This is a genomic window from Salinicola acroporae, assembly GCF_003206615.1.
Lineage (GTDB): Bacteria > Pseudomonadota > Gammaproteobacteria > Pseudomonadales > Halomonadaceae > Salinicola > Salinicola acroporae.
Window position 1 is genome coordinate 311832 of the sequence record NZ_PZJW01000006.1, and the last position, 24870, is coordinate 336701.

At 61.7% G+C, this 24870-nt stretch carries 23 protein-coding genes and 1 tRNA gene; 16 read left to right on the forward strand and 8 right to left on the reverse strand.

Annotation, left to right across the window (positions count from 1 at the left end; all coding sequences use genetic code 11):
- Nucleotides 1-56: 56 nt before the first annotated feature.
- Together DOM54_RS10760 and DOM54_RS10765 are read right to left on the reverse strand one after the other, a co-directional pair.
- A complete protein-coding gene (locus tag DOM54_RS10760) occupies nucleotides 57-785 on the reverse strand; it encodes an LrgB family protein (RefSeq protein WP_110716312.1) in 729 nt (242 codons plus the stop codon).
- Nucleotides 782-1150: a CidA/LrgA family protein gene (locus DOM54_RS10765; protein WP_110716313.1), complete on the reverse strand. Its 369-nt coding sequence runs from the start codon at nucleotides 1148-1150 to the stop codon at nucleotides 782-784. Before DOM54_RS10765 ends, DOM54_RS10760 begins: the two co-directional genes overlap by 4 nt.
- 265 nt (nucleotides 1151-1415) lie before the next feature.
- On the opposite strand from DOM54_RS10765, the gene DOM54_RS10770 reads away from it, so the two are divergent.
- A tRNA-Pro gene (locus DOM54_RS10770) sits at nucleotides 1416-1492 on the forward strand.
- A gap of 113 nt (nucleotides 1493-1605) precedes the next feature.
- Here DOM54_RS10770 and DOM54_RS10775 read toward each other — a convergent pair.
- Nucleotides 1606-3048 (reverse strand): SLC13 family permease, encoded by a 1443-nt coding sequence (locus DOM54_RS10775; RefSeq protein WP_110716314.1) that lies wholly within the window; start codon nucleotides 3046-3048, stop codon nucleotides 1606-1608.
- Nucleotides 3049-3232: 184 nt separating this feature from the next.
- On the opposite strand from DOM54_RS10775, the gene cysQ reads away from it, so the two are divergent.
- The 12 genes from cysQ to DOM54_RS10835 all read left to right on the forward strand — a co-directional run bounded on the left by cysQ (nucleotide 3233) and on the right by DOM54_RS10835 (nucleotide 14260).
- Complete coding sequence (gene cysQ, locus DOM54_RS10780) at nucleotides 3233-4039, forward strand: 3'(2'),5'-bisphosphate nucleotidase CysQ (protein WP_110716315.1); 807 nt, start codon at nucleotides 3233-3235, stop codon at nucleotides 4037-4039.
- A 91-nt stretch (nucleotides 4040-4130) separates the two neighbouring features.
- On the forward strand, nucleotides 4131-4613 hold the full coding sequence (locus DOM54_RS10785; RefSeq protein ID WP_110716316.1) for a DUF2489 domain-containing protein: 483 nt from the start codon (nucleotides 4131-4133) through the stop codon (nucleotides 4611-4613).
- Between the two features lie 395 nt (nucleotides 4614-5008).
- Nucleotides 5009-5890 carry an OmpA family protein gene (locus DOM54_RS10790; RefSeq protein WP_110716317.1) on the forward strand — a complete coding sequence of 294 codons (882 nt, stop codon included), beginning with the start codon at nucleotides 5009-5011 and terminating at the stop codon, nucleotides 5888-5890.
- 298 nt (nucleotides 5891-6188) lie between these two features.
- Nucleotides 6189-8099: a threonine--tRNA ligase gene (gene thrS, locus DOM54_RS10795; RefSeq protein ID WP_110716318.1), complete on the forward strand. Its 1911-nt coding sequence runs from the start codon at nucleotides 6189-6191 to the stop codon at nucleotides 8097-8099.
- A 34-nt stretch (nucleotides 8100-8133) separates the two neighbouring features.
- Complete coding sequence (gene infC / locus DOM54_RS10800; protein ID WP_110716319.1) at nucleotides 8134-8673, forward strand: translation initiation factor IF-3; 540 nt, start codon at nucleotides 8134-8136, stop codon at nucleotides 8671-8673.
- A 90-nt stretch (nucleotides 8674-8763) separates the two neighbouring features.
- The gene (rpmI, locus tag DOM54_RS10805) at nucleotides 8764-8958 is read left to right on the forward strand and encodes a 50S ribosomal protein L35 (RefSeq protein WP_071230088.1); all 195 of its coding nucleotides are present in this window, start codon (nucleotides 8764-8766) and stop codon (nucleotides 8956-8958) included.
- 36 nt (nucleotides 8959-8994) lie between these two features.
- Complete coding sequence (gene rplT, locus DOM54_RS10810) at nucleotides 8995-9345, forward strand: 50S ribosomal protein L20 (protein WP_110599548.1); 351 nt, start codon at nucleotides 8995-8997, stop codon at nucleotides 9343-9345.
- Nucleotides 9346-9494: 149 nt separating this feature from the next.
- Nucleotides 9495-10514, forward strand: coding sequence for a phenylalanine--tRNA ligase subunit alpha (gene pheS / locus DOM54_RS10815; RefSeq protein ID WP_110716320.1), 1020 nt, complete (start codon nucleotides 9495-9497; stop codon nucleotides 10512-10514).
- Nucleotides 10515-10542: 28 nt separating this feature from the next.
- Entirely contained in the window at nucleotides 10543-12924 is a 2382-nt protein-coding gene (gene pheT / locus DOM54_RS10820) for a phenylalanine--tRNA ligase subunit beta (RefSeq protein ID WP_110716321.1), read from the forward strand.
- Between the two features lie 28 nt (nucleotides 12925-12952).
- Nucleotides 12953-13261 carry an integration host factor subunit alpha gene (ihfA, locus tag DOM54_RS10825; protein ID WP_110599554.1) on the forward strand — a complete coding sequence of 103 codons (309 nt, stop codon included), beginning with the start codon at nucleotides 12953-12955 and terminating at the stop codon, nucleotides 13259-13261.
- 154 nt (nucleotides 13262-13415) lie between these two features.
- Entirely contained in the window at nucleotides 13416-13877 is a 462-nt protein-coding gene (locus tag DOM54_RS10830) for a flavodoxin domain-containing protein (protein WP_110716322.1), read from the forward strand.
- Entirely contained in the window at nucleotides 13874-14260 is a 387-nt protein-coding gene (locus tag DOM54_RS10835) for a hypothetical protein (RefSeq protein ID WP_110716323.1), read from the forward strand. The genes DOM54_RS10830 and DOM54_RS10835 overlap by 4 nt, the downstream gene beginning before the upstream one ends.
- A 228-nt stretch (nucleotides 14261-14488) precedes the next feature.
- Here the strand turns inward: DOM54_RS10835 and ppnN are convergent, their stop codons facing one another.
- Together ppnN and DOM54_RS10845 are read right to left on the reverse strand one after the other, a co-directional pair.
- Nucleotides 14489-15853 carry a nucleotide 5'-monophosphate nucleosidase PpnN gene (gene ppnN / locus DOM54_RS10840; protein ID WP_110716324.1) on the reverse strand — a complete coding sequence of 455 codons (1365 nt, stop codon included), beginning with the start codon at nucleotides 15851-15853 and terminating at the stop codon, nucleotides 14489-14491.
- Between the two features lie 33 nt (nucleotides 15854-15886).
- Nucleotides 15887-16174: a YfcL family protein gene (locus DOM54_RS10845; RefSeq protein WP_162619835.1), complete on the reverse strand. Its 288-nt coding sequence runs from the start codon at nucleotides 16172-16174 to the stop codon at nucleotides 15887-15889.
- A gap of 311 nt (nucleotides 16175-16485) precedes the next feature.
- Here DOM54_RS10845 and DOM54_RS10850 point away from each other — a divergent pair, with 311 nt between their 5' ends.
- Nucleotides 16486-17406, forward strand: a complete 921-nt coding sequence (locus tag DOM54_RS10850) for a LysR family transcriptional regulator (protein WP_110716326.1) — start codon at nucleotides 16486-16488, stop codon at nucleotides 17404-17406.
- Nucleotides 17407-17728: 322 nt separating this feature from the next.
- Here DOM54_RS10850 and gcvP read toward each other — a convergent pair whose 3' ends face one another.
- Nucleotides 17729-20629: an aminomethyl-transferring glycine dehydrogenase gene (gene gcvP, locus DOM54_RS10855; RefSeq protein ID WP_110716327.1), complete on the reverse strand. Its 2901-nt coding sequence runs from the start codon at nucleotides 20627-20629 to the stop codon at nucleotides 17729-17731.
- A gap of 88 nt (nucleotides 20630-20717) precedes the next feature.
- Nucleotides 20718-21122 carry a glycine cleavage system protein GcvH gene (gene gcvH / locus DOM54_RS10860; RefSeq protein ID WP_110716328.1) on the reverse strand — a complete coding sequence of 135 codons (405 nt, stop codon included), beginning with the start codon at nucleotides 21120-21122 and terminating at the stop codon, nucleotides 20718-20720.
- Between the two features lie 486 nt (nucleotides 21123-21608).
- Here gcvH and DOM54_RS10865 point away from each other — a divergent pair, with 486 nt between their 5' ends.
- Nucleotides 21609-23015, forward strand: coding sequence for an alanine/glycine:cation symporter family protein (locus DOM54_RS10865; RefSeq protein WP_281430479.1), 1407 nt, complete (start codon nucleotides 21609-21611; stop codon nucleotides 23013-23015).
- 33 nt (nucleotides 23016-23048) lie between these two features.
- Complete coding sequence (gene gcvT / locus DOM54_RS10870; protein ID WP_110716329.1) at nucleotides 23049-24161, forward strand: glycine cleavage system aminomethyltransferase GcvT; 1113 nt, start codon at nucleotides 23049-23051, stop codon at nucleotides 24159-24161.
- Nucleotides 24162-24251: 90 nt separating this feature from the next.
- Here the strand turns inward: gcvT and DOM54_RS10875 are convergent, their stop codons facing one another.
- The gene (locus DOM54_RS10875) at nucleotides 24252-24863 is read right to left on the reverse strand and encodes an alpha-ketoglutarate-dependent dioxygenase AlkB family protein (protein ID WP_240613862.1); all 612 of its coding nucleotides are present in this window, start codon (nucleotides 24861-24863) and stop codon (nucleotides 24252-24254) included.
- Between the last annotated feature and the right edge of the window lie 7 nt (nucleotides 24864-24870).

A 24870-nucleotide genomic window follows, 5' to 3' on the forward strand; every position in this document is an offset into this window, starting at 1 on the left:
AGTCCCCTGAAAGGCGCCGAACGACGGGCCGAGGAAGGCCGGTTCGAGGGCATGGATCAGAGCCCGAGTAGATGGACCAGCGGAGGCAGCAGGAACGCGGTGGTCAATCCGGACACCCCCATCGCCAGGCCGGAGAACGCGCCGGCAACCGCACCCACCGAGGCAAAGCAGTAGGCCGTACCGAAGCCGTGGGCCGCCAGTCCCATGGAGTATCCCTGAATCGTGGGATCGGTAACGCGGGTCAGGCGAAAGATCCAGGGGCCGACGATGCACCCGATGACGCCGGTGATGAGGACGAGCCCGGCGGTCAGTGATGGGATGCCTCCCAGTTTCTCGGCGATGCCCATGGCGATCGGTGAGGTGACCGATTTCGGCGCCAGCGAGAATATCGTTTCGGGGTCGGCGCCCAGGGCCATGGCGATCCCCACGGCGGAGATCACCGCCGTGGCCACGCCGGTGATCGTGCCGACGACGATAGGCCGGAGCATTCGGCGAACTCGCTCCCGGTGGTCGTAGAGCGGAATGGCCAGTGCCACGGTAGCCGGCCCCAGAAGGAAATGCAGAAATTGGGCGCCCTGAAAGTAGGTGGCGTAGTCCGTACCGGTGAGCAGCAGGAAACCGATCAGCAGTGCGATGGTGACGATGACGGGGTGTAGCAGCGGGGTGCCGCCTGCCCAGCGGTTGATATAGGTGGCCAGGATGAACGCCAGCAGCGTGGCGAAGAGGTGCAGCAGGGGGGAGGCGGAGAGATAGACCCATATCTGCTCTAGCCCGAGAGCGTTCATGCCTCTTCCTCCTTGCCGGCCGGGCGCTGGCGGGCGGTGCGCTGGAGAATCTGGCTGGTCACGAGGATCGTCACCGAGGTCGAAGCGATCAGGGTGGCGATCAGAATCCAGATCTCCTGGCGAATCAGGCCGAAGTGCTGGATCAAGCCGACGCCGGCAGGCACGAACAGCAACGTCAGGTACTTGAGCAGACCTTCACCCATCGTCCTCAGGCTGGCGGGGACGCTGCCGCGGATCAACAGGCCGATCAACAGCACCAGCATGCCCAGGACCGGCCCGGGAACGGGCAGGGAGAGCGCCCGGCTGATGATTTCCCCCAGAAACTGGCAGCCGAGCAGAATGCACATACCGATGATCAACGACATGACGCCACCTTGTTAGACTTTGGTCTCGATGTCGGTGAATTGTACCCATGGCTTGCCGTGGAGACGAGGCCTGAGCTCAGCGCCATGATCCAGCCAGGCGCATGTCGCGGGCGTAGCGATGGCCTTGATGCCATGCCTGACTGTGTCGAGGAGGTTTTCGCAACCGATTGAAAAAAAAGCCTTAAGAAGCGCTTTTCATTTGCGGGGACGCAAGGTAGTATACGCAGCGTTTCACGGGGACTGCCGCTGGTGGCCCTGGCGAAATCGGAGCGTGGCGCAGCTTGGTAGCGCGCTGCAATGGGGTTGCAGAGGTCGCAGGTTCGAATCCTGTCGCTCCGACCAGATACGAGAAAAAGGCCGCCGGACAATCTCCGTCGGCCTTTTTTCGTTGCCTTGCTTTGCTTGGGGGCCGGCATCGCAATGGGATCATGATGCCGGCATCGGCTTCGGTGCGCCTACAACCAGACCAGTTCGATCAATCCCAGGCAGATCAGCGTGACCACCACGGTTCCTGCGACATTCAGGAACAAGCCGGCACGGATCATCGATTGGATCGTCATTCGGCCCGTGGCGAACACGATGGCGTTGGGCGGAGTGGCCACGGGCATCATGAAGGCGCAGCTGGCGGCGATGGCAGCCGGCACCGTAATCAGGAGAGGATCGACCCCCAGCGATATCGCCAGGGCGCCGAGAAGCGGCAGGAACGCGGCGGCCGTGGCCGTATTCGACGTCAGTTCGGTAAGGAAGATGATCACCAGTGTGATCACCCCGATCAGAAGAAGAAGCGGCAAGTTGCCGAAGACGGTGAGCTGATTGGCAATCCAGTCCGCCAGGCCGGAACTGCTGATCGAGCTGGCCAGGGCAAGGCCTCCGCCGAACAGCAGCAGAATCCCCCAGGGAAGATCCCGGGCGTCCTCCCACAGCAGCAGCGGACGATGTCGCTCACTGCCGCTCGGGATCAGGAACAACCCGACGCCGGCCAGCAGCGCCACCGAGGTGTCCGAGAGCCATTCGACGCCCCAGTCATTGAGTAGCGGTCGCGTGACCCAGGCCAGAGCGGCCAGGAGAAAGACGGCGCCGACGCGTTTTTCGGCCGGTTTCATCTCGCCGAGCTTGGCCAGTTCGTCGCCAATGACGTCGCCATTGTCACCAGCGAGCTTGAGTTCGAAGCCGCCCCGGGTCAGCCACCACCAGGCCACGGCCATCATTACCGCGCTGACGGGAAGGCCGATCACCATCCATTGCGCGAACCCAAGCTCGATATCCTGCTCGCTGGACAGGTAGCCCGCGAGTATGGCGTTGGGGGGGGTGCCGATGAGCGTCGCGATGCCGCCAATGCTGGCGGAATAGGCGATGGCCAGTAGCAGGGCGGTAGCGTAGCGTTTCACGTCGTCCGATTCGGCGTCGGCGAACAGGGATACCACTGACATGCCGATGGGCAGCATCATGATGGCGGTCGCGGTATTGGAGACCCACATGCTGATGAACCCGGTGGCCAGCATGAAGCCGGCGATCTGCTGCCTGGGTTTTTGGCCGACGACGTCAAGAATGCGCAACGCAATTCGACGGTGTAGATTCCACCGCTGCATGGCGATTCCCAGCAGGAAACCGCCGAGAAACAGAAAGATGGTGGGATTGGCATAGCTGGCGGCCGTTCCCTTGAGATCGGCGATGCCAAGCGCGGGAGCCAGCGGGATAGGGAGTAGCGAAGTCGCCGGAATCGGGATCGCCTCGGTCGCCCACCAGGTCGCCAGCAGCAGCGCCAGGCCCACGCAATGCCAAGCTGCCGGTTCCATGCCGGCGGGGGCTGGCAGCAGCTGTGTCGCGACGACCCAGAGCGGGCCGAGAACCAGGCCGACCCGGGCGGCCATCGAAGGCGCTTCGGATGCTTCCGTCATCGTGTGAATTCCTTTTCCAGGGGCGGGATTATCTCCATTCTACTTAAGACGTAGATAACTCCGAGTCTGCCGGGCCTTAGTCTTTGGTCTAAGTCGGTGGCGCGGTGATAATGGTCATTCGCTTCGCCAACGATGATCGGCTGGCCCGATCACCAATCGATTTTCCTGTTAGAAGAGCTGACTGATGAACGTATCGCTGCAATCCTTGATCGACCCTCTCGTCGCCCTGGCCAGGGAAGCCGGGGCCGCTATCGAAGCGGTCGGAGATGGCGCCTTCGATACGCAGCGCAAGGCGGATGACAGCCCGGTCACGGCCGCCGACCTGGCCGCTCACCAGGTGCTCGTCGAGGGGCTTCCGTCGATTGGTTCTCGCGACTGGCCCATCCTGTCCGAGGAGTCGGCCTCCATTCCATGGTCGGAGCGTCGCCGGTGGTCCACCTACTGGCTGGTCGATCCGTTGGACGGCACCAAGGAGTTCATTCGCGGCTCGGATCAGTATTCCGTCAATGTGGCCCTGATCGACGGCAATCTTCCCGTCCTGGGGGTGGTCGGGAAGCCACGCACCGGCGAGATATGGGTCGGGGAGCCGGCCCGGGGAGCCTGGTATCAGCCGAGTGAGGGCGGGGCCTGGGAGTCGCTGCAGGTCTGCTCTCATAGCCCCTTGCGTCTCGTCGTCAGCCGCTTTCACCGAGGTGCCAGCACCCGCCGTCTGATCGAGTCACTGGGCAATGTCGAAGTCGAGGAACTGGGCAGTTCGCTGAAGTGCTGTCGGGTGGCGGAGGGCCTGGCCGATCTCTATCCTAGGTTCGGTCCAACCAGCGAATGGGACACTGCCGCGGCGCAGGCCGTGCTGGAAGGCGCCGGCGGACATCTTGTCGATTGCAAGTCCTGGAAAGCGCTGCGCTACAACGCCGGGGATAGCCTGCTGAACCCGGCCTTCGTGGCCTGCGCCTCCCTGGACGGCGCATGGCGGGACGTCTGGCCGGATTGACTCAAACCCGGGGCGCCGTCACGAAAGCGTCGTGGAACCGGTGTCTCGGAAACCTCGATGACCACATCACCAGAAGGCGGCTGTCTCTCTCATGTCCTTGTCTCTTGCGGTAGGGCTTTCACTCCTGGCCATTCTCGTCATCACTGCGCTGTCCATCTATGCATGGCGACTTTGGCGTGAGGTCGAACGGCGGAAAGCGCGTCGGGAGGAGGAAGTCGCGCGCGCCAATCGGAATTGCATCGAGAGCTTGCAGGCGCTGTCTCAGGCCATGCTCGAACGCCAGGTCGACATGGTGGAGGGCGCGTTACGCTGTAAAGTGCTGCTTGACATCATCGATCACCGCTTGACCGAGCGGGATGGCTGGCAAGTGTTCCGCGAAGTCCAGGCTGAAGCGCAGCATCTGCATACCCACCAGGCCCGGCGCGAACTGTCGCCGAAAGACCGTCACCGGGAGGACAGGGAACGCGAAGCCATTGCGGCCCGGCACGAGCGCAGCCTTCATCATGCCGCGTTGGCGCTGCAGGCTTTCTGCCTCGAGCGGTCGGGGGGCGACACCTCTCCCGTCGTGAACTGAGATCCCGAGCTCACGACCACTGACACTTGTTATTCGGTTACGGCACGAAAGTAGAACAGGCGCGTGATCTCTCCTTGATGCGAAAGGATAGAGATTAAAAAGCGAAGTTTTCGCTAATCCACTTTGCCAATCTTGGAAATGATGCTAAAAAAGAACAGTGTTTCCCGACACGGGTTTGCATCTCGGGCTGGAATCGATAATGCTGTTACGGAGCTGCAAAGAAAAGGGACAATGGGAACATTGACCACTGCTCAAGTCGACGCGAATGACGGTCGCCGAGAGATTTCTTTGTCGTTGGGGAAGGAACACCTTTCTCTTGACGAATTCGGCTTCTATACTCGAAGCCGCTGGGTAACGCCCGTTACGACTAGCGCTGTGTTAAGAAGGAGTCTTACATGAAAAAATCAACGACTGGCCTGCTACTGGGTTCCGCTCTGGTAGTCGGTCTCTCTGGTTGTGCCAGTTCCGGTATGGAATCCACCGGTAGCTCGTCAGACCAGGCTTGGTATCAGTCACCGTTCGTCTGCGGCATCGCCGGCGGCTTGATCGGTGGCGGCATCGGTTACGCGACCAGCAGCGATTCCGACGAAGATACCGGTGCTGCGGTCGGCGGCGTTGCCGGCGCAACTGCCGGTGCTCTGCTTTGTGCCGACTATTCTTCGAACGTCATGGATAGCGATGGCGACGGCGTGCCCGACGATCGCGACCAGTGCCCGAATACCCCGGCTGGCGTAGCGGTTGATGCCGTGGGTTGCCCGCTCGACACCGACGGTGACGGCGTGCCGGACTATATGGACCAGTGCCCGGGAACTCCGGCCGGCGTTGAAGTCAACGCTCAGGGCTGCCCGCTGGATTCCGATGGCGACGGCGTGCCGGACTATCAGGACCAGTGCCCGAATACCCCGGCTGGCGCGGAAGTCAACTCGCTGGGTTGCGAGGAAGACCTCGTGCTGCGTGACGTCAACTTCGAATTCGATTCGGCCAAGTTGACCTCAAGCGCTGAAGCCATCCTGGATGGGATCTCCGGGAAGCTGATGGCCAACGACCAGTTGCGCATCCGTCTTGAAGGCCACACCGACTCCGTCGGCCCCGCGGCCTACAACAAGGAGCTGTCGCAGCGTCGCGCCGACTCCGTCAAGGCCTACTTGGTCAACAAGGGCTTCTCCGCCGATAACATCACCACTATCGGTTACGGTGAAGAGCAGCCGATCGCCAGCAACGATACCGCTGAAGGTCGTGCTCAGAACCGTCGCGTCGAACTGGGTGAGTGGGAATAAGCATCTTCCCGACACGCTAATGACGTGATTTTGAGGGCGCCTTCGGGCGCCCTCAATGTTTGTAGTGTCGAAATGGTTGATCCCGGCGTCGCTTGATTGCCCGCGGATGGTAAAGCGGCTTAGCCGCTGCTAGTCTACCGCTCCCCGCATCCGCCGAACGGTGATGCCAATCCACTTCCCTCGCGTACCGGTCGGCCTGCCCGTATGCAGGTCCTGTCGCATGGAGGGGGTGTTACTTTGAATGATCGAGTTCATGTGGTCTTTGGTGTGGACCACCACTGAACGTAAGGATGTTTTGATGCCTATTGTGACACTGCCCGACGGCAGTCAAAGAACGTTTGAAGAATCCATTACCGTGATGCAGCTGGCCGAATCCATCGGCCCGGGGCTGGCCAAGGCGTGCATCGCGGGAAAGATAGATGGCGTTGAGGTCGACGCGGCCGACGTCATCGACCGTGACGCCGAAGTGGCGATTCTGACCGCCCGCGATGAAGAAGGGATCGAGATCATTCGTCACTCGTGCGCCCACCTGCTGGGGCATGCGGTCAAGCAGTTGTACCCGGACGCCAAAATGGCCATTGGCCCGGTGATCGACGACGGCTTCTACTATGATATCGATTTTGAGGCCTCGCTCTCTTCCGAGGATCTGGAGGCCATCGAGGCTCGGATGAAGTCACTCATCGAGCAGGAGTACGATGTCGTCCGGGAGTACGTTGATCGCTCTGAAGCACTGTCGGTGTTCGTGTCGAGAGACGAGCCTTACAAGCAGGAAATCGTCGAAGGTATTCCTGAGAACGAGACGATCCGTCTCTATCACCATCAGGAATACATTGACATGTGTCGCGGCCCCCACGTGCCGAACACTCGCCATCTCAAGGCGTTCAAGCTGACCAAGCTGGCCGGTGCCTATTGGCGCGGCGACGCGTCCAAGCGCATGTTGACCAGAATCTATGGTACGGCCTGGGGCGACAAGAAGGCGCTGAAGGCGTACCTGACGCGACTGGAAGAGGCCGAGAAGCGCGATCACCGCAAGCTGGCACGGCGTTTCGACTTCTTTCACATGCAGGAAGAAGCGCCTGGCATGGTCTTCTGGCACCCTCGCGGTTGGACGCTTTGGCAAGTCGTCGAGCAGTACATGCGAGGCGTCTACAAGCGTAGCGGGTACCAGGAGATCAAGTGTCCTCAGGTCATGGACGTGTCGCTGTGGAAGAAGTCCGGCCACTGGGACAACTACGCCGACAACATGTTCTTCACCGAGTCGGAAAAGCGCGAGTATGCGCTCAAACCGATGAACTGCCCGGGTCATGTCCAGGTCTTCAATTCGGGCTTGCGCAGCTACCGGGAGTTGCCGATTCGCTATGGTGAGTTCGGTGGCTGCCATCGCAACGAGCCTTCGGGCGCCTTACACGGTATCATGCGGGTTCGGGCATTCACCCAGGACGATGGGCATGTCTTTTGTACCGAGGGGCAGATCGAGCCCGAGGTGACTGCCTTTCATCGCCAGGCGCTCGAGGTCTACGGTGATTTCGGCTTCGAGGATATCGCCGTCAAGATCGCGCTGCGGCCCGACAAGCGCCTCGGCAGTGACGAGACATGGGACCGCGCGGAGGATGCTCTTCGTGCAGCGCTGGGCAATTGCGACGTCGAGTGGCAGGAACTGCCCGGCGAGGGCGCATTCTATGGCCCGAAGATCGAATACCACATGAAGGACTGCCTGGGGCGTGAGTGGCAGGTCGGAACCATGCAGGTCGACTTCATGATGCCGAGTCGCCTGGGAGCACAGTACGTCGCCGAAGATGGCTCGCGTCAGGTGCCGGTCATGCTGCATCGTGCCATCGTGGGATCGATGGAGCGTTTTGTCGGTATCTTGATCGAACATTATGCCGGGGCCTTGCCGTTGTGGCTCTCCCCGGTCCAGGCTGTGGTGCTCAACATCACGGATGCTCAGCGTGATTATGCCGAAAAACTCGCCAAACGCTTGCGTGAAGCGGGTTTCCGGGTCGAGTCGGACTTGAGGAATGAGAAGATCGGCTTTAAAATCCGCGAGCATACGCTGCAGAAGATTCCTTATCTGCTGGTTGTCGGCGATAAGGAAGTCGAATCGGGTGCCGTTGCAGTGCGTACTCGGTCCGGTGAGGATCTTGGGTCGCTATCGGTGGATGCGCTGTTGGCGCAGCTCCATCGAGACGACCAGCCGGACAGGCACTGAGCAGCAACGTTAATCGCCAAACGGAGATCTAACGATCAAGCGTAATAATCAGCGCGGGCGCCCTCAGGAAAAGCGCGCGCCCATCAATGACCGTATTCGTGCAGATGAAGTTCGCCTTATCGATGCCGAGGGCGAACAGGTGGGAGTCGTTCCCATGCAAGAGGCGCTGTCACGCGCCGAGGAAGCCGGAATGGATCTCGTTCAGATTTCCAACGCCGATCCCATCGTCTGTAAAATCATGGACTACGGCAAGTTCCTCTTCGAGCAGAAGAAACAGAAGTCTGCTCAGAAGAAGAAGACCAAACAGATCCAGGTCAAGGAAGTCAAATTCCGGCCTGGCACGGACGAGGGCGACTATCAGGTGAAGTTGAAGAACCTGATACGTTTCCTCGAAGGTGGCGACAAGGGCAAGGTCACTCTGCGTTTTCGGGGTCGTGAAATGGCACACCAGGACATCGGTCGTCGACTGATGGAACGGATTGCCGCCGATCTTGAAGAGCTGGCCGCTGTCGAGTCCTTTCCCAAGATGGAAGGTCGGCAGATGATCATGATCCTTGCGCCCAAGAAGAAGTGATCCGTTGGCAAGTCGAACGGGGCGTGACGAGTGCGAACTCATCACGCCTGGCCTCGGGTTTTCTCAATAAAACGGAGTGGAGTTTTTCCCATGCCGAAAATCAAGAGCAACAGTGGCGCTGCCAAGCGCTTCAAGAAGACTGGCAACGGCTTCAAGCACAAGCAGTCTTTTCGTAGTCACATCCTGACCAAGAAGTCCACCAAGCGTAAGCGTCAGTTGCGTGGCATGAAGCAGGTACACGCTGCCGACAAGCAGCTCGTCACCCGCATGCTGCCCAACCTGTAACACTTGGTCGTCAGTCTTTAACGTCAGGAGAGTACTATGTCTCGCGTCAAGCGTGGTGTCGTCGCACGTCGTCGTCACAAGAAGATCATGAAGCAGGCCAAGGGCTATTACGGTGCGCGCTCGCGCGTCTTCCGCGTAGCCAAGCAGGCCGTTATCAAAGCCGGCCAGTATGCGTATCGCGACCGCCGCCAGCGCAAGCGTCAATTCCGCGCTCTGTGGATTACGCGTATCAATGCGGCGGCTCGCGTCAATGGCATGTCCTACAGTCGTTTCGTCGCGGGTCTGAAGAAGGCCGGCATCGAGATCGACCGCAAGGTGCTAGCTGATCTGGCAGTTCACGAGAAAGCGACCTTTACGGCGCTCGTCGAGAAAGCCAAAGCTGCATAAGCGGGTCATGTCTTGCCTTTGACGGGCAATGCGTTGTATGACCGATCCAGGGGAAGAGCAGCTGCTCTTCCCCTGTTTTTTTATACCGTTTTGCTGCGTGGCCCATGAAGGGCGGCGCGGCATGCCGAACGACAAGCGGAGCTCGACGGATGGATCATCTCCCTGCCCTGGTCAACGAGGCGAGAGCGGCGATCGCCGCTGCCGAAGACGCCCAAGCCCTGGACCAGGTGCGCGTGCGTTTTCTGGGCAAGAAAGGCGAGATCACGGCGTTGCTGAAGGGGCTGGGTCGGCTCTCCGCCGAAGAGCGCCCGGCGGCCGGGGAGCGCATCAATGAAGCCAAGCAGGCATTGCAGGCGGACCTCGATCAGCGCAAGCAGGTGATCGATGAGGCTGCGCTGCAGGCCAAGCTCGAGACCGAACGCATCGACGTCACGCTTCCGGGGCGGGGCGAGATCAGCGGCGGGCTGCACCCCGTGACCAGAACGCTGGAGCGCATCGAGTCGCTGTTTCAGCATATCGGTTTCGAGGTCGCCGTCGGTCCGGAGATCGAGGACGATTTCCATAACTTCGAAGCGCTCAACATCCCGGCCCACCATCCCGCTCGCGGTATGGCGGACACATTCTATTTCGATGCGACACGTCTTCTTCGAACCCACACCTCGCCGGTTCAGGTGCGCACCATGCAGTCTCAGGAGCCGCCGATCCGCATCGTCTGTCCCGGTCGTGTCTATCGTAGCGACTCCGATCTGACGCACACGCCGATGTTCCATCAGGTGGAGGGATTACTGGTCGACGAGGGCGTCAGCTTCGCCGACCTCAAGGGCACGATTGCCGATTTCCTGCACGCGTTCTTCGAGCGTGATGATCTGGAAGTGCGGTTTCGACCCTCCTATTTCCCTTTTACCGAGCCGTCTGCCGAGGTCGATATCCAGTGCGTGATGTGCCGGGGCGAGGGATGTCGAGTCTGCTCCCAGAGTGGCTGGCTGGAGGTGATGGGGTGCGGCATGGTGCATCCGGCAGTATTCCGTCACTCGGGCATCGATCCGGAGCGCTACACCGGCTTCGCTTTCGGAATGGGGGCCGAGCGCTTGGCGATGCTGCGCTATGGCGTGAACGACCTCCGGTTGTTCTTCGATAACGACCTGCGTTTTCTGAGTCAGTTCAACTGAGTCCACCGCCCAGTCAAGGAGTGTCAAGATGAAGTTTTCCGAAGCGTGGCTGCGCGAGTGGGCATCACCGGCGCTGGAGACGCGGGCCTTGGCCGATGCGATCACCATGGCGGGGCTCGAGGTCGACGCCATCGAGCCTGTCGCCGCAGCCTTTCATGGCGTGGTGGTGGCAACGGTGATCGACAAGTCGCCGCACCCCGATGCCGACAAGCTCAACGTCTGTCAGGTCGATGACGGCTCGGGTGAGCCGGTGCAGGTGGTGTGCGGCGCCCCCAACGTGGATGTAGGGCAGCGAGTCCCGTTCGCCCGTGTGGGGGCGGTGCTGCCCGATGACTTCAAGATCAAGAAAGCCAAGCTGCGTGGTGTAGAATCTCGCGGCATGATCTGCTCGGCCTCCGAGCTTGGCTTGGAAGAGGGGCATTCGGAGGGGATTTACGTTCTGTCGCCGGACGCGCCCACCGGGCAGGATTTCCGAACTTGGCTGGGCCTCGACGACCACGCCATCGACGTTGACCTGACGCCCAATCGAGGTGACTGTCTCAGTCTGCGTGGAGTCGCACGCGAGGTGGGCAGTGTCACCGGTACCAAAGTCAGCGAGCCGACCGTCTCCACCGTCGTGGCCCGAAACAACGCCCAGTTCCCGGTCAGCGTGCGTGATGGCGAAGGGTGTCCCCGCTATCTCGGACGTGTCATTCGCGACGTCGATGTGAGCGCGAAGGCCCCGTTGTGGATGCGCGAACGCCTCCGGCGCAGTGGCATCCGCAGCATCGATCCGGCGGTCGATGTGACCAATTACGTCATGCTCGAGCTTGGCCAGCCCATGCACGCCTTTGACCTCGACTCGCTGGAGGGCGGCATCGAGGTTCGCCGCGCGGTTGTCGGCGAGCGCCTGACCTTGTTGGATGGGCAGGAAGTGACGCTGGACGACTCCACGCTGGTGATCGCTGATCGCAGCGGCCCGCTGGCGATCGCGGGGGTGATGGGTGGCGAGTCTTCCGGTGTCACGCCTCGGACACGCCATCTGTTTCTGGAGGCTGCCTTCTTTTCGCCCCTGGCCGTCGCCGGCAAGGCCCGGGATTTCGGGCTGCATACCGACGCCTCGCACCGTTTCGAAAGGGGGGTGGACCCCGATATCACCCGCACCGCGATGGAGCGGGCGACCGAGTTGCTGCTCTCGATCGTCGGCGGTGCCCCCGGGCCCATCACCGAGGTGAGAAATCCCGCAACCCTGCCACATCGGAGTAGCGTCGAGCTACGCCGTGATCGCCTGACCTCGTGCCTGGGCGTACGTCTGGCGGACGAGGAGATTCAGCGCATCTTCCGCTCGCTCGGCATGACCAGTTCGGTGTCGGGGCAGACCTGGCATGTGCAGGTGCCGAGCTGGCGCTTCGATGTGTCGATCGAGGAGGATCTGATCGAGGAGTTGGCGCGCATCCATGGCTACAACCGGCTGCCCGCCACGCGACCCGAGGCCCGTCTGTGGCTGAAGGCCGACGACGAGGCGACCCAGCCGCTGAAGCGTCTCCGCCGTCATATGGTGTCCAGAGGCTACCAGGAAGCCGTGACATACAGCTTCGTGTCACCCGAGCTGCAGTCCCTGATCGTGCCGGAGGGTGTGTCTCCCGCGTTGGCGAATCCGATCTCCAGCGACATGTCGGTCATGCGTCACAGTCTGTTCCCGGGGTTGATCAAGGCGCTCACCCACAACCTCAATCGTCAGCAGCAGCGCGTCAGGCTATTCGAGACCGGGCTGGTGTTTCAGGGTGCGCTGGACGACCTGATCCAGACCCCGATGTTCGGAGGCTTGATCTGTGGGCCGCGCAGCGCGGAAGGGTGGTCCGTCAGTCGCGAGGGTGTCGACTTCTTCGATCTGAAAGGTGACCTCGAGAGCCTGATGGCCATGACTGGATGCATGGAGGAATGGACATTCGTCCCTGCGCCACATCCCGCTCTGCATCCGGGGCGCTCTGCCCGTCTCGAGCGAGACGGTGTGCCGGTCGGGTGGCTGGGCGCGTTGCATCCGGATGTTCGCTCGCAGCTCGATATCAAGCCTGACGTTTATGTGTTCGAGGTCGAGCAGGAAGCCCTGACGCGTGGCGTCATACCAAAGTTCACGCCGCTGTCGCGATATCCGGAAGTCCGCCGCGATCTGGCCTTCCTGGTGGATGAGGGGGTCGGCGTCACACCGCTGGTCGAAGCGATTCGGGCCCAGGCCGGCGAGTGGTTGACTCGCTGGCAGCTATTCGACGTTTACCAGGGTGCCGGTGTCGAAGAGGGCACCAAGAGCGTTGCCCTGGGCTTGACCTGGCAGCATCCTTCGCGCACTCTCAATGATGAGGAAATCAATCAGTTAATCGCAGACGTGGTACAGGCGGCGCAAGCGCGCTTCGGTGCCAGGCTGCGGAGTTGATCTGTCATCCTGCGCGAAGGGAGCGATCATGGGAGCGCTGACGAAAGCTGAGCTTGCGGAGCATCTTCACACCGAACTTGGCTTCTCCAAGCGAGAGGCCAAGTACATGGTAGAGACGTTCTTCGAGGAAATTCGCGGATGTCTGCGCGAGAATGAACAGGTCAAGCTCTCCGGGTTCGGCAATTTCGACCTGAGAGACAAGCGGGAGCGGCCTGGACGCAATCCCAAGACCGGCGAGGAGATCCCCATTTCCGCCCGGCGAGTCGTAACTTTCCGTCCCGGCCAGAAGCTCAAGGCTCGAGTCGAAAGCTTCGACGGTGAGTTGCAGGAAGAGTAAGCCGCCGGGCTGGTCCCAAGGATGTGGTCCCAAGGATGTCGCGATCGCCTGCCAGCAGCATACTGGCGGGCGATCGCGTTTTCATTTCCGGCGCGTGAGCCCCGCTGTCGGTGTGTGCTAAGCTCCCGCGCAAATCAACTGTCGACTGAGTGTTATGTCCAAGCTGAAGATTTTTGTCGGTACCGTCTACGGTGGTGCGCTTGATGTCGCCGAGCAGGTTTCTCCCTTGTTCGAACAGTCCGGCTACGGCGTCATTATCGTCGAGCAGCCCTCGCTGGGAGCGTTGACCGATGATATGCCCGACCTGGCACTGTTCTGTGTCTCGACCACGGGGAGTGGTGACTTTCCCGGCGATTTCGTGCCATTCGTCCGTGAGCTGAAGACCCGGTCGCCGAGTCTCGCGGCCCTGCGATATGGTCTGATCGCTCTGGGCGACAGCTCTTATGGCGATACGTTCTGCGGCTCCGGCCGGGCACTCGACGAGATGCTTGCCGATCTGGGAGGGAAGCGACTGGGAGAGCGTCTCGAGATCGATGCCATGGAGACATTCATGGCGGATGATGCCGCGCTACCGTGGGTGGAGGAGTGGCTGGCATCGCAGGGGTTGAAGGGGTGACGGTACAGGGGCCGGCGGCGTCGCGGGCACTGACCGCCACGCGCTGGAGCACGCTGCTCGGATTGTGGGTGGTGATGCTGGTCTCTCTGCCACGCTACTGGCTACTCCATGACACGACGCGGCTATCGCTACTGGCCATCCTGGCTGCCGTGGTCACCGTCGCGTTGATAGCGTTGTGGTGTCTAATGGCCGTCGCCGAGCGTCAACGCTGCCGCGGTGCCGTAGGGCACCTGCTCGTCTGTCTCGCGATCGGTGGGTTGCTGATCTCCGCCTGGCACTGGGTCGACGTGGCGGTCGATTATTGGGCCGTGGTGGTCTCGCAGGGAGCGGCCCTGGGGCTGCTGATACACGTCGTGTTGCGTCTCTGGCGACGACGGCGCTGAACCCGGTCGGGCCCTGCCTGTTTTTTCTCGTCCTTTAGGACTGGAGCTCGCCACCGTGTCCGGCACGCCATCCGGCGATCGTCGCTGCACCGAGAACCGGAGAGGGGGCCGTCAGGGTTCTCTCTTTCCCGGCGATTTCCGATTCGATAGCGTTTCCACTCGATAAGAACCCGGGTCACGATCAGTCAGGCCTGATCGTGACCCGGTCCAGGACGGTAGCAGTCGACGCTAGCCCAGGGTGTAGCAGGGCACGTACTCGCTGCCGGGCAGCTTCATGCGGCCCTGGGCGACAAACGATGTCAACAGCGCATCCAGGCGGGCCATCAGCTCGGGCTCGGCGTGCAGGCGGAAGGGGCCGCGAGCGGCAATGGCGCGTACGCCCGGCTCCTTGACGTTGCCGGCCACGATACCCGAGAACGCCCGGCGCAGGTTGGCGGCGAGTTCGTGGTTCGGCTGATCGTGATGCAGGGCCAGCGCCGCCATGGCTTCGTGAGTCGGCTCGAAGGGCTGCTGGAACCCGCGTTCGATATTGAGCCGCCAGTTGAAGTAGAAGGCGTCGTTCTGCTCGCGTCGGAACTCCGCCACCTTCTGGATGCCGTCGCGCATCAGGCGGGAGACGGTGATTGGGTCGTCCACGACGATACGGTAGTGACGGCGGACCGACTCGCCGAGCGTATAGCACAGGAATTCGTCGATACGCTGGAAATAGTCCCGGGCACTTTCCGGGCCGGTGAAAATGACCGGGAAGGGAATGTCGCGGTTGTCGGGGTGCATCAGGATCCCGAGCAGATACAGAATCTCTTCCGCCGTCCCCACGCCACCGGGGAAGACCACGATGCCGTGCCCGATACGCACGAACGCTTCCAGACGTTTTTCGATGTCCGGCATGATCACCAGTTCGTTGACGATCGGATTGGGAGACTCGGCGGCGATGATGCCGGGCTCGGAAATCCCAAGATACCGACTGCCATGGCGCCGCTGTTTGGCGTGGGCGAGATTGGCGCCCTTCATGGGGCCTTTCATGGCCCCGGGACCGCACCCGGTGCAGATGTCCAGCCCGCGCAGCCCCATGTGATATCCCACACCCTTGGTGTAGTCGTACTCTTCGCGGGTGATCGAGTGCCCGCCCCAGCAGACCACCATGCTTGGCTCATGCGCCGTGCGCAGGGTGCTGGCGTTGCGCAGGATGTGGAAAACCGCGTTGGTGGCTCCCTCGTTGGTCTCCAGGTCGAACTTGGGGTTGTTCTGTATCTCGTTGTAGACGTAGACGATGTCACGCAACACGGCGGACAACTGCTCGCGTACGCCGCGGATCATGCGGCCGTCGACGAAAGCGCAGGCGGGGGCATTGGAGAGTTTGAGTCGGATGCCGCGATCCTGCTGGAGGACTTCGATGTCGAAGTCCTTGTAGGCCTCCATCACCGCCAGACCATCGTCGGTGGGGGTGTCGCAATTCAATATGGCCAGCGCGCAACGGCGCACCAGATCGTGAAGGCCACTGGTCGAGGTGTCCCTGAGTCGATTGACTTCGGACTGAGAGAGCACCTCGAGGCTGCCCTCGGGGGAGACGATGGTCGATAGCGTCTCAGGCATGGACGGCATCCTCGTGCAAATAGGTTCGGTGATTCAGTGCTCGGCCCGCGCGGCGGCGGTTTGCCAGAGTCCCGCGATCTGCTCGCGATCGGCTTCGCTCATATTGTCCTGTGCGAAAGTGCTCTCGAGCCATTGCCAGTAGGTAGCGTCGAAGTCTTCCGCTTCGACATCGGCGGGATCGTATTCGGCCATTTCCTGCACCAGGCCAATCTGGGGGATCATGTAGCCGAGCGCAAAAAGCTCGCTGTCATCGGCGCGTTGTTCCATCGCGAGAAGCGTTTGTTGCACGGCCTTGGCGCGCTGCGCAAAGGGATCAGACATAGCGTTTTTCAATCCTGAGTGAGAGCCCGCCAATGCTAACATAGGCGCTAGTACCTATCGCAGTGACGCGGGAGGACAGATCCTGGCCGTTGTGGCGTCGCTCGGGTTCGGCGGTGTGTCGAGGCCGGGAATCGAGGAGCAGGGCCAGGGCCCGGCCGGGCTTTTATCAGACGTGACGGTGCGAGTCCGGGCATAAATTGTTATGATTGGAAAGTCCACAGGCGACAACGAGGCGTTATCGACTCTCGGCAGATCCAGGCCATCGAATCGAAGCGCTTTAATTGCGTACAGCGTGAGTGATCCGCGTTTCCATGTTCAACGCCCAGTATTTCCGCACCTACATGATGCTCGTCGAGACGGGTAGCTTTACCCAGACCGCGGGCAAGCTGGATATGACGCAGCCGGGCGTCAGCCAGCACGTGCGCAAGCTCGAGGAGTATCTCGGCCGCTCGCTGCTCAATCGGCATGGCCGCCGCTTCTCGTTGACCGACGCGGGGCGCCGGGCCTACGACTATGCGGTGAAGCTCTTCGCCGAACATGAGCATTTTCGTCATTCACTGGATGACGATTCACCGGACAGCGGCGAATGTCGCATTGCCTCGCCCGGTAGTGTCGGCCTGATGTTCTATCCCTTCCTGCTGGGATATCAGCAGATGCACCCGGGGCTGACGGTCAACTACAGTTTCGCGTTCAACCACGAGATTGCCCAGGATGTGGTGGCAGGCCGTTACGATGTCGGTATCGTGACCGAGATCAGCAAGCATCCCGACTTGAGTTACGAGGCATGGCACCAGGAGCCCCTGTGTCTGGTGGTACCGGCCGATTTCGCCGGCACCAGTCTCGGTGAACTGCTCGCGCTGGGGTTCGTCAACTACAACGACGGCAATACCAACGCGAGCCTTCTGCTGAAGAGCAACTTCGGTAGCGAGTTTCGCAGCATGAGCCATTTCCCGCGCCAGGGCTTCACCAATGAAGTGGGGCAGGTTCTGGATGCGGTGGCCAGGGGGCTGGGTTTCACGGTCGTGTCGCGCCCGGTGCTGGAAACCTCGCCATGGCAGCGCCAGGTCAAGGAGGTCTCGTTATCGAAACCGGTCCATGAGACATTGCACCTGGTATCGCGAACCGATGTCGAATTGCCCAAGCGTTACCGCCAGTTGCTCGAGTCCTTTCGCCAGCAGCGGCTCAACTCGCTGTATGGCTATAGTGAACTGCCCGCCATGGAACCCAGCTAGGGCATTGTCTGGTATTGCCCGCGCTTGCCCATTTGACGTTAAAAATCAGTCTCACTGAACCATGTTCAGGCCATCCGAAGGGCGGGAGGAGCCGGTCATGGGCTCATTGACACCGGGTGACTGGGGCGCCAGCCGGGTCCTCCTTTACCGAGTGTTGCCTTGGCTAGCGACCCCGGCCTGGTCTTCGCTCGGCGATTTTTCAAGCAGCGCCCGGAGCCCGGGAAGGCGATCCCTCGACGAAGTCGTCCTCACATTATCGTCCATGGCGTAACGACAACGGCCGCTCATTGAGCGGCCGTTGTCGTCGGGTCCTCGCCAAGCTTCAGAGAGCCTCTCGATAAGCCTCGATCGGCGGACAGCTGCAGATCAGGTTGCGATCGCCGAAGACATTGTCGACCCGATTGACCGCCGGCCAATACTTGGCTTCGCGCACGGCGTCGGTCGGGAACGCCGCTGTCTCCCGGGAGTAGGGGCGATTCCACGCTTCCTCGGCCACATCCGCCATGGTGTGCGGTGCCAGCACCAGAGGGTTGATGTCCTTCGGCCACTCCCCGGACTCGACCCTGGCGATCTCTTCACGAATCGCGATCATGGCATCGCAGAAGCGGTCGATCTCGTAGCGAGACTCGGATTCGGTGGGTTCCACCATCAGCGTGCCCGCCACCGGGAACGACATCGTCGGGGCATGGAAGCCATAGTCCATCAGACGCTTGGCGATATCCTCCTCGCTGATGCCGGATGCCGCCTTGAGCGGGCGCACATCGAGAATGCATTCGTGCGCCACGGTACCGTTGGCGCCCTGATACAGCACCGGATAATGCGTCTCGAGCCGCCTGGCGATGTAATTGGCGTTGAGGATGGCCAGCTCGGTGGCTTCACGTAGCCCGCGGGCGCCCATCATCTTGATGTAGGCCCAGGAGATCGGCAGGATCGAAGCGCTGCCGAAGGCGGCTGCCGAGACCGCGCCGGAATCCTTCTCGATGCCTTCCTGCGGGGTCATCACGTGATTGGGCAGATGTGGTGCCAGATGTGCCTTGACGCCGATGGGACCCATGCCCGGACCGCCGCCGCCATGCGGGATGCAGAAGGTCTTGTGCAGATTGAGATGGGAGACGTCGCCGCCGTAGTCACCGGGGCGACAGAGCCCGACCTGGGCGTTCATGTTGGCGCCGTCGATGTAGACCTGGCCGCCGTGGTCATGAACGATCCGGCAAGCGTCACGAATGTTCTCCTCGAACACGCCGTGGGTCGACGGGTAGGTCAGCATGATCGCCGACAGATTGGCGCTGTGCTTCGCCGCCTTGGCTTCGAGGTCAGCCATGTCGATATTGCCATCGCGGTCGCACTCGACGACGACGACCTTCATCTGGGCCATGGCCGCGGAAGCCGGGTTGGTGCCATGGGCGGAGCTGGGGATCAGGCAGATATCGCGATGGCCGTCATCCACCGCGGCCTGATAGCGCCGAATCGCGACCAGCCCGGCGTACTCGCCCTGGGCGCCCGAGTTCGGCTGCATCGAGATGCTGTCGTAGCCGGTGATCTCGATCAGAAAGTCGCTCAGCTCGGTGATCATCTGACGGTAACCGGTGGTCTGCGCCGCGGGAGCGAAAGGATGGATGTTGGCAAACTCGGGCCAGGTGATCGGTATCATCTCGCTGGTGGCGTTCAGCTTCATGGTGCAGGAACCCAGCGGGATCATCGCTTGGGTCAGCGAGAGATCGCGGTTTTCCAGGCGCTTGAGATAGCGCAGCATCTCGGTTTCGCTGCGGAAACGCTGGAAGTTGGGATGCTGCAGGAAGTCGCTTTGACGGCGGTAGGCGGCGGGGATTCCGCAGGCGTTGCGCTCGACGGCCTGATGGTCGAGCTCGCTGACGGAAAGGCCGTGCTCCTCGCCGATCAGCACATCGAACAGCTCCGCCAGGTCGGCCGCGGTGGTGGTTTCGTTGAGGCTGATCCCGACTTCCCCGTCGGCGGGGTAGCGCAGGTTGATCTCCCGCGTCAATGCGCGCCCCTGAATCCGGTGACTGTCGACACCGGACAGCGTCAGCGTGTCGAACCAGCTGTCGTGCTTGAGCGCGATCCCATGCTGCTTCAGGCCCAGTGCGAGCAGGGTCGTGAGGCGATGAATGCGGTCGGCTATGGTCCGCAGTCCGTCGGCACCATGATAGGTCGCGTAGAACCCGGCGATGTTCGCCAGCAGCGCTTGCGCGGTGCAGATATTGGAGGTCGCCTTCTCGCGACGGATATGCTGCTCGCGGGTCTGCATCGCCATGCGCAGCGCCGGGCGTCCACGGCTGTCCTTGGACACGCCGATCACCCGGCCGGGCAGGGAGCGCTTGAGGCCTTCACTGGCGGCGAAGAAGGCGGCATGCGGGCCGCCATAACCCATCGGCACGCCGAAACGCTGGGAGTTGCCCAGCACGATGTCCACGCCCATGGCGCCGGGCTCCTTCAGCCTGACCAGGCTCATCAGGTCGGCTGCGATGCAGGTCATGATCTGGCGCGAGCGGGCCTCGGCAACGAGGCTCTCGATATCGACGATGTCGCCGTCGACACCGGGGTATTGCAGCAGCGCGCCGAAAACGTCTTCCTGCGCCAGCTGGCTCGCGGGTGCCACGACCAGCTCGAATCCGAGGTAGGCTGCCCGGGTGCGGAGCACGTCCAGGGTTTGGGGCAGTACGCTGTCGGCGACGAAGAAGCGCTGACTCTTCTGCTTCTTGTTGGCGCGCCGGCAGAGCGCCATGGCTTCCGCCGCCGCCGTGGCCTCATCGAGTAGCGAGGCGTTGGCGATCGCCATCCCGGTCAGATCCATCACCATCTGCTGGAAGTTGAGCAGCCCTTCCAGGCGTCCCTGGGCTATCTCGGGTTGGTACGGCGTATAGGCCGTGTACCAACCGGGGTTTTCCAGCACGTTGCGCTGAATGACGGCCGGCAGGTGCGTTGGATAGTAGCCTTGGCCGATGTAGCTCTTGAAGACCTTGTTCTGGCGAGCCAGGCCGCGTAGATAGTCCAGCGCTTCCGATTCGCCGCGCGGGCCATCCAGATCCAGTTCCCGGCCGAGTCGGATTCCCTTGGGAATGGTGCGGTCGATCAGCGTCTCCAGCGACGACAGGTCGAGCGCTTGGAGCATCTCGGTGACGTCGAGAGGATTCGGGCCATTGTGACGCTGAATGAAGTCGGCGTGATTGGCCAGGTCAGTCAGAGGGCGAGTCTCGGTGGGCATGATCTATCCGGCGAGGTTGGCGGGAAAAGGGGCGGCCGTTCGACGACGATGGCAGCGAACGGCCGAGCGGGTAAGGACGAGGCGGCGATCAGTCGTCCTGATCTTCCTCGGCGGCGACCAGTTCGCGGTAGGCGTCCGCCGACATCAGCGATTCCAGATCGCCCTGGTCAGCCAATTGCAGCTTGAGAATCCAGCCGTCACCATAGGGTGAATCGTTGACGGTTTCCGGCGCGTCCTCCAGCGACTCGTTGACCTCGACGATCTCTCCCGCCAGGGGGGAGTAGAGGTCGGAGGCGGCCTTCACCGACTCGATGACGCCAAACTCGTCGCCGGCGTCCAGCTCCCGCCCGGGATCCGGAAGTTCAACGAAGACCACGTCACCGAGGGCTTCCTGGGCATGATCGGTGATACCGACGGTCACGGTGCCGTCGCCGTTGTCCAGCACCCATTCGTGGCTATCGGTGTACAGCAGGTTGTTGGGGATGTCGCTCATGGGAGTTTCCTATACGAAACAGTTTTCGGTATGGGGAATTTTGGTGAGCATTATGCACGAATGCGGGATCGATTGGCATAGTCTCGAGCGTCTCCGGCGCACCTATGCGCGGATTGCACTCCTAGGTTGACCCCAGATCCCCGAAACGTCCAGTGTCGGGAGACGATCTCCGCAGAGCCCCGGAGTATACGCCACCGACCTCGATCGCTCCGTGCCGCCAGCCGTGTCGCAGGCGATCGCTCAGGTAGGGTCGAGCATCCGGAATGGCCATGGAGAAAAAGTTTCTTATTGGAAACACCAGGCGCTTTTCGCTAAGGTGTAGCGCCCATGTCACATGAGGGGGCGTGGGGTTGTTGGATGAATGCTTTGGAATAATTGTGAACGCGTAGTTGAATCCTCTATTGTTGCCACGCTTTGACTTATTAATGATCGATCGTGGCGACGGTTGGCCGTTCTGGCCCGTTCGACAGCTACAACAACGTGATAATGGAGGTCGACGTGGAGCAACTCAATGCGGTTTTCAGTGCCATCAATGGTGTTGTTTGGGGACCATTGATGCTGATTTTGCTGTTTGGGGTCGGTATCTACCTGCAGCTAGGGCTCAAGTTGATGCCCATTCGCAAGTTGGGCCTCGGTTTCAGTCTGCTGTGGCGGGGACGACGCAGTGAAGCCGATAGCCGCGACGAGGGGGAGATTTCACCCTTCAACGCATTGATGACAGCGCTCTCCGCGACCATCGGGACCGGCAACATCGCGGGCGTCGCCACCGCCATCGCGCTCGGTGGGCCGGGCGCGGTGTTCTGGATGTGGTTGACGGCACTGGTCGGGATGGCGACCAAGTTCGCCGAAGCCGTGCTGGCTGTCCGTTACCGCGAGACCGATTCGACCGGCAATCATGTCGGCGGCCCGATGTATTACATCCGCAACGGGCTAGGCAAGCGTTGGGCCTGGCTGGGCGGGTTGTTCGCGTTCTTCGGTGCGGTGGCGGCCTTCGGCATCGGCAATACCGTTCAATCCAACTCCGTTGCGGATGCATTGACAACCTCGTTCGGGGTGCCGGCCTGGCTGACCGGCCTGATCATCATGGTGCTGGCCGGCGCGGTGATATTGGGCGGGATCAAGCGCATCTCCCGCGTCGCCGGCAAGCTGGTGCCGTTGATGGCCGTTGCCTACTTCGCGGCCGGCGTAGTCGTGCTGGTGTTGAACGCCGATCAGATCGGTGGCGCTCTGGGCACGATCTTTTCCCACGCCTTCCAACCGATTGCAGCCAGTGGTGGCTTTGCCGGCGCGGCAGTGGCGGCGGCGATCCGTTTTGGCGTCGCCCGGGGGATCTTCTCCAACGAGGCCGGCCTGGGCAGCGCGCCCATCGCACATGCCGCAGCGCAGACCCGCAACCCGGTCCGTCAGGGGCTGATCGCGATGCTGGGGACATTCATCGATACGCTGGTGGTCTGCACCATGACCGCGCTGGTGATTTTGACCTCGACCCACTGGCTCGACGGCGAAAGTGGCGCGGGGTTGACCTCGCTCTCCTTCGATAGCGCCTTGCCCGGCATTGGGCAGCACATCGTGGCGATAGCGCTGTCGATATTCGCCTTTACCACCATTCTCGGCTGGTCGTTCTACGGCGAGAAATGCTTCCAGTATCTGTTCGGCGACCGCGCGATTATGCTGTATCGCATATTGTTCGTCCTGGCGGTGCCGGTCGGTGCCATGGCGAAGCTGGACTTCATCTGGCTGGTGGCGGATACCTTCAACGCGATGATGGCCATTCCCAACCTGATCGCATTGGCGCTGCTGTCGCCGGTGGTGTTCAAGCTGACCCGGGACCACTTCGCCGGCAAGACGGTCCTGCCGGGAGAAGCGCTGGAAGGTCGCGATCCTAAAGCGTAACGTTTTTCTACCTGCCCTGATCTGGAGACATCCATGTCCGACATGAAACAGACCCCGCTGTTCGCGCTGCATCAAGAGCTCGGTGGCAAGATGGTGCCGTTCGCCGGATACAGCATGCCCGTGCAGTATCCGCTTGGCGTCAAGAAGGAGCATGAGCACACGCGCCGGGCCTGTGGGTTGTTCGATGTTTCCCACATGGGGCAGCTGATGGTGACCGGGCCCGCGCCAGCGAAGGCGATGGAGACCCTGGTCACCGCCGATGTCGTCGGACTGGCGGAAGGAGGGCAGCGCTACGCCCTTTTCACCAACAGCGAAGGTGGCATCCTGGATGACCTGATGATCGTCAATCAGAGCGATTCGTTGTACGTGGTGGTAAATGCCGCATGCAAGGATCAGGACCTCGCGCTGCTGCGCACCGGGCTCGGGGCGAATCATGATGTCGAGGTTCTCGACCGCGGGCTGCTGGCTCTGCAGGGCCCTGATGCCGCGACCGTCATGCAGCGGCTCTGTCCCGCGGCCTGCGATCTCGTCTTCATGGAACATGACCGGTTCGAGGTCATGGGCCACGAGATCTGGGTAAGCAGAAGCGGGTATACCGGCGAAGACGGTTTCGAGATCTCGGTGCCTTCCGAGGCGACCGAAGCGCTGGCACGCTGGTTCGTCGATCAGCCGGAGGTCGAGCCCATCGGTCTGGGGGCGCGCGACTCGCTGCGCCTCGAGGCGGGGCTGTGCCTCTACGGGCATGATATCGACACGACTACCACCCCTGTCGAAGCCAGTCTCTCCTGGGCAGTGGGCAAGCCCCGGCGCGTCGGCGGAGAGCGGGAAGCCGGTTTTCCTGGCGCGGACAGGGTTCTGCATCAGTTGCAGGCCAAGGATCACCGCCGCCGACGTGTCGGCCTGCTGGGAGAAGGTCGAGCGCCGGTCCGGGAGGGCGCCAGGCTGTTTGATGCGGATGACCAGATGGTCGGGCAGGTCACTTCGGGTAGTTTCGGACCCAGCGTGGGTGCCCCCGTCGCCATGGCCTACGTCGTGGTCGAAGCCGCCGAGAAAGGCGCCACGCTCTATGCCGACGTCCGCGGCAAGCGCTTGCCGATGGTGATCACTCCGATGCCTTTCGTACCCGCCAATTACCATCGCGGCTGATCCAGTCCATAGCTCCAGGTTTATACCGTTATCTTGCATGCCTCCTGACTCAGGGGGCTTTTTCTGTCCGTCTCGCAAGATCGAGCCTAGCTACCGGATTCGGCGGAAGGTCAGGTTGATCCGGGCGCCGTCGATTGCGCGTGGCGCCAGCGCGTGTTGCCATCGGGATTGCGCGCCAGGACCCATCAGCAGCAGGCTGCCATGGGGTAGCCAGACATTGAAGGCTCGACGGGCGCTGACGGTTTTCTCGCGGAAGCGAAGCGGGCGTTCGCTGCCGAGCGAGACCGAGGCGACGATGGGATCTTCCCCCAGCTCGGGCTCGTCGTCGCTGTGCCATCCCATTCTCTGCTCGCCGCTCTCGTAGCGATTCAGCAGCACACTATTGAAGTCCTGGCAGGGTAGATCTGCCGTCTCGAGCGCTTGGATCACCCGGTTTCGCAGATCCGCCACCAGCGGGTGCCAGGGCCAGGGCTGCAGGGCGCGACCGGAGTAGCGATAGCGCGTCCCCTCATCGCCCATCCAGCACTGGGAGCGAGGAATCACATGTCGTTTGCCGTAGAGCGACAGGGTCGGTGACGACCACATGATCTCCCGTTCGAGCTGGTGTTGAATGGCGGCGGCCTCGGCGGCGGCAATGAAATCGGGAAGCAGCATCAACGGCGGGGAAGTAGCGATGCATTGCCAGCGGTCACGATGGGGCATACGAACG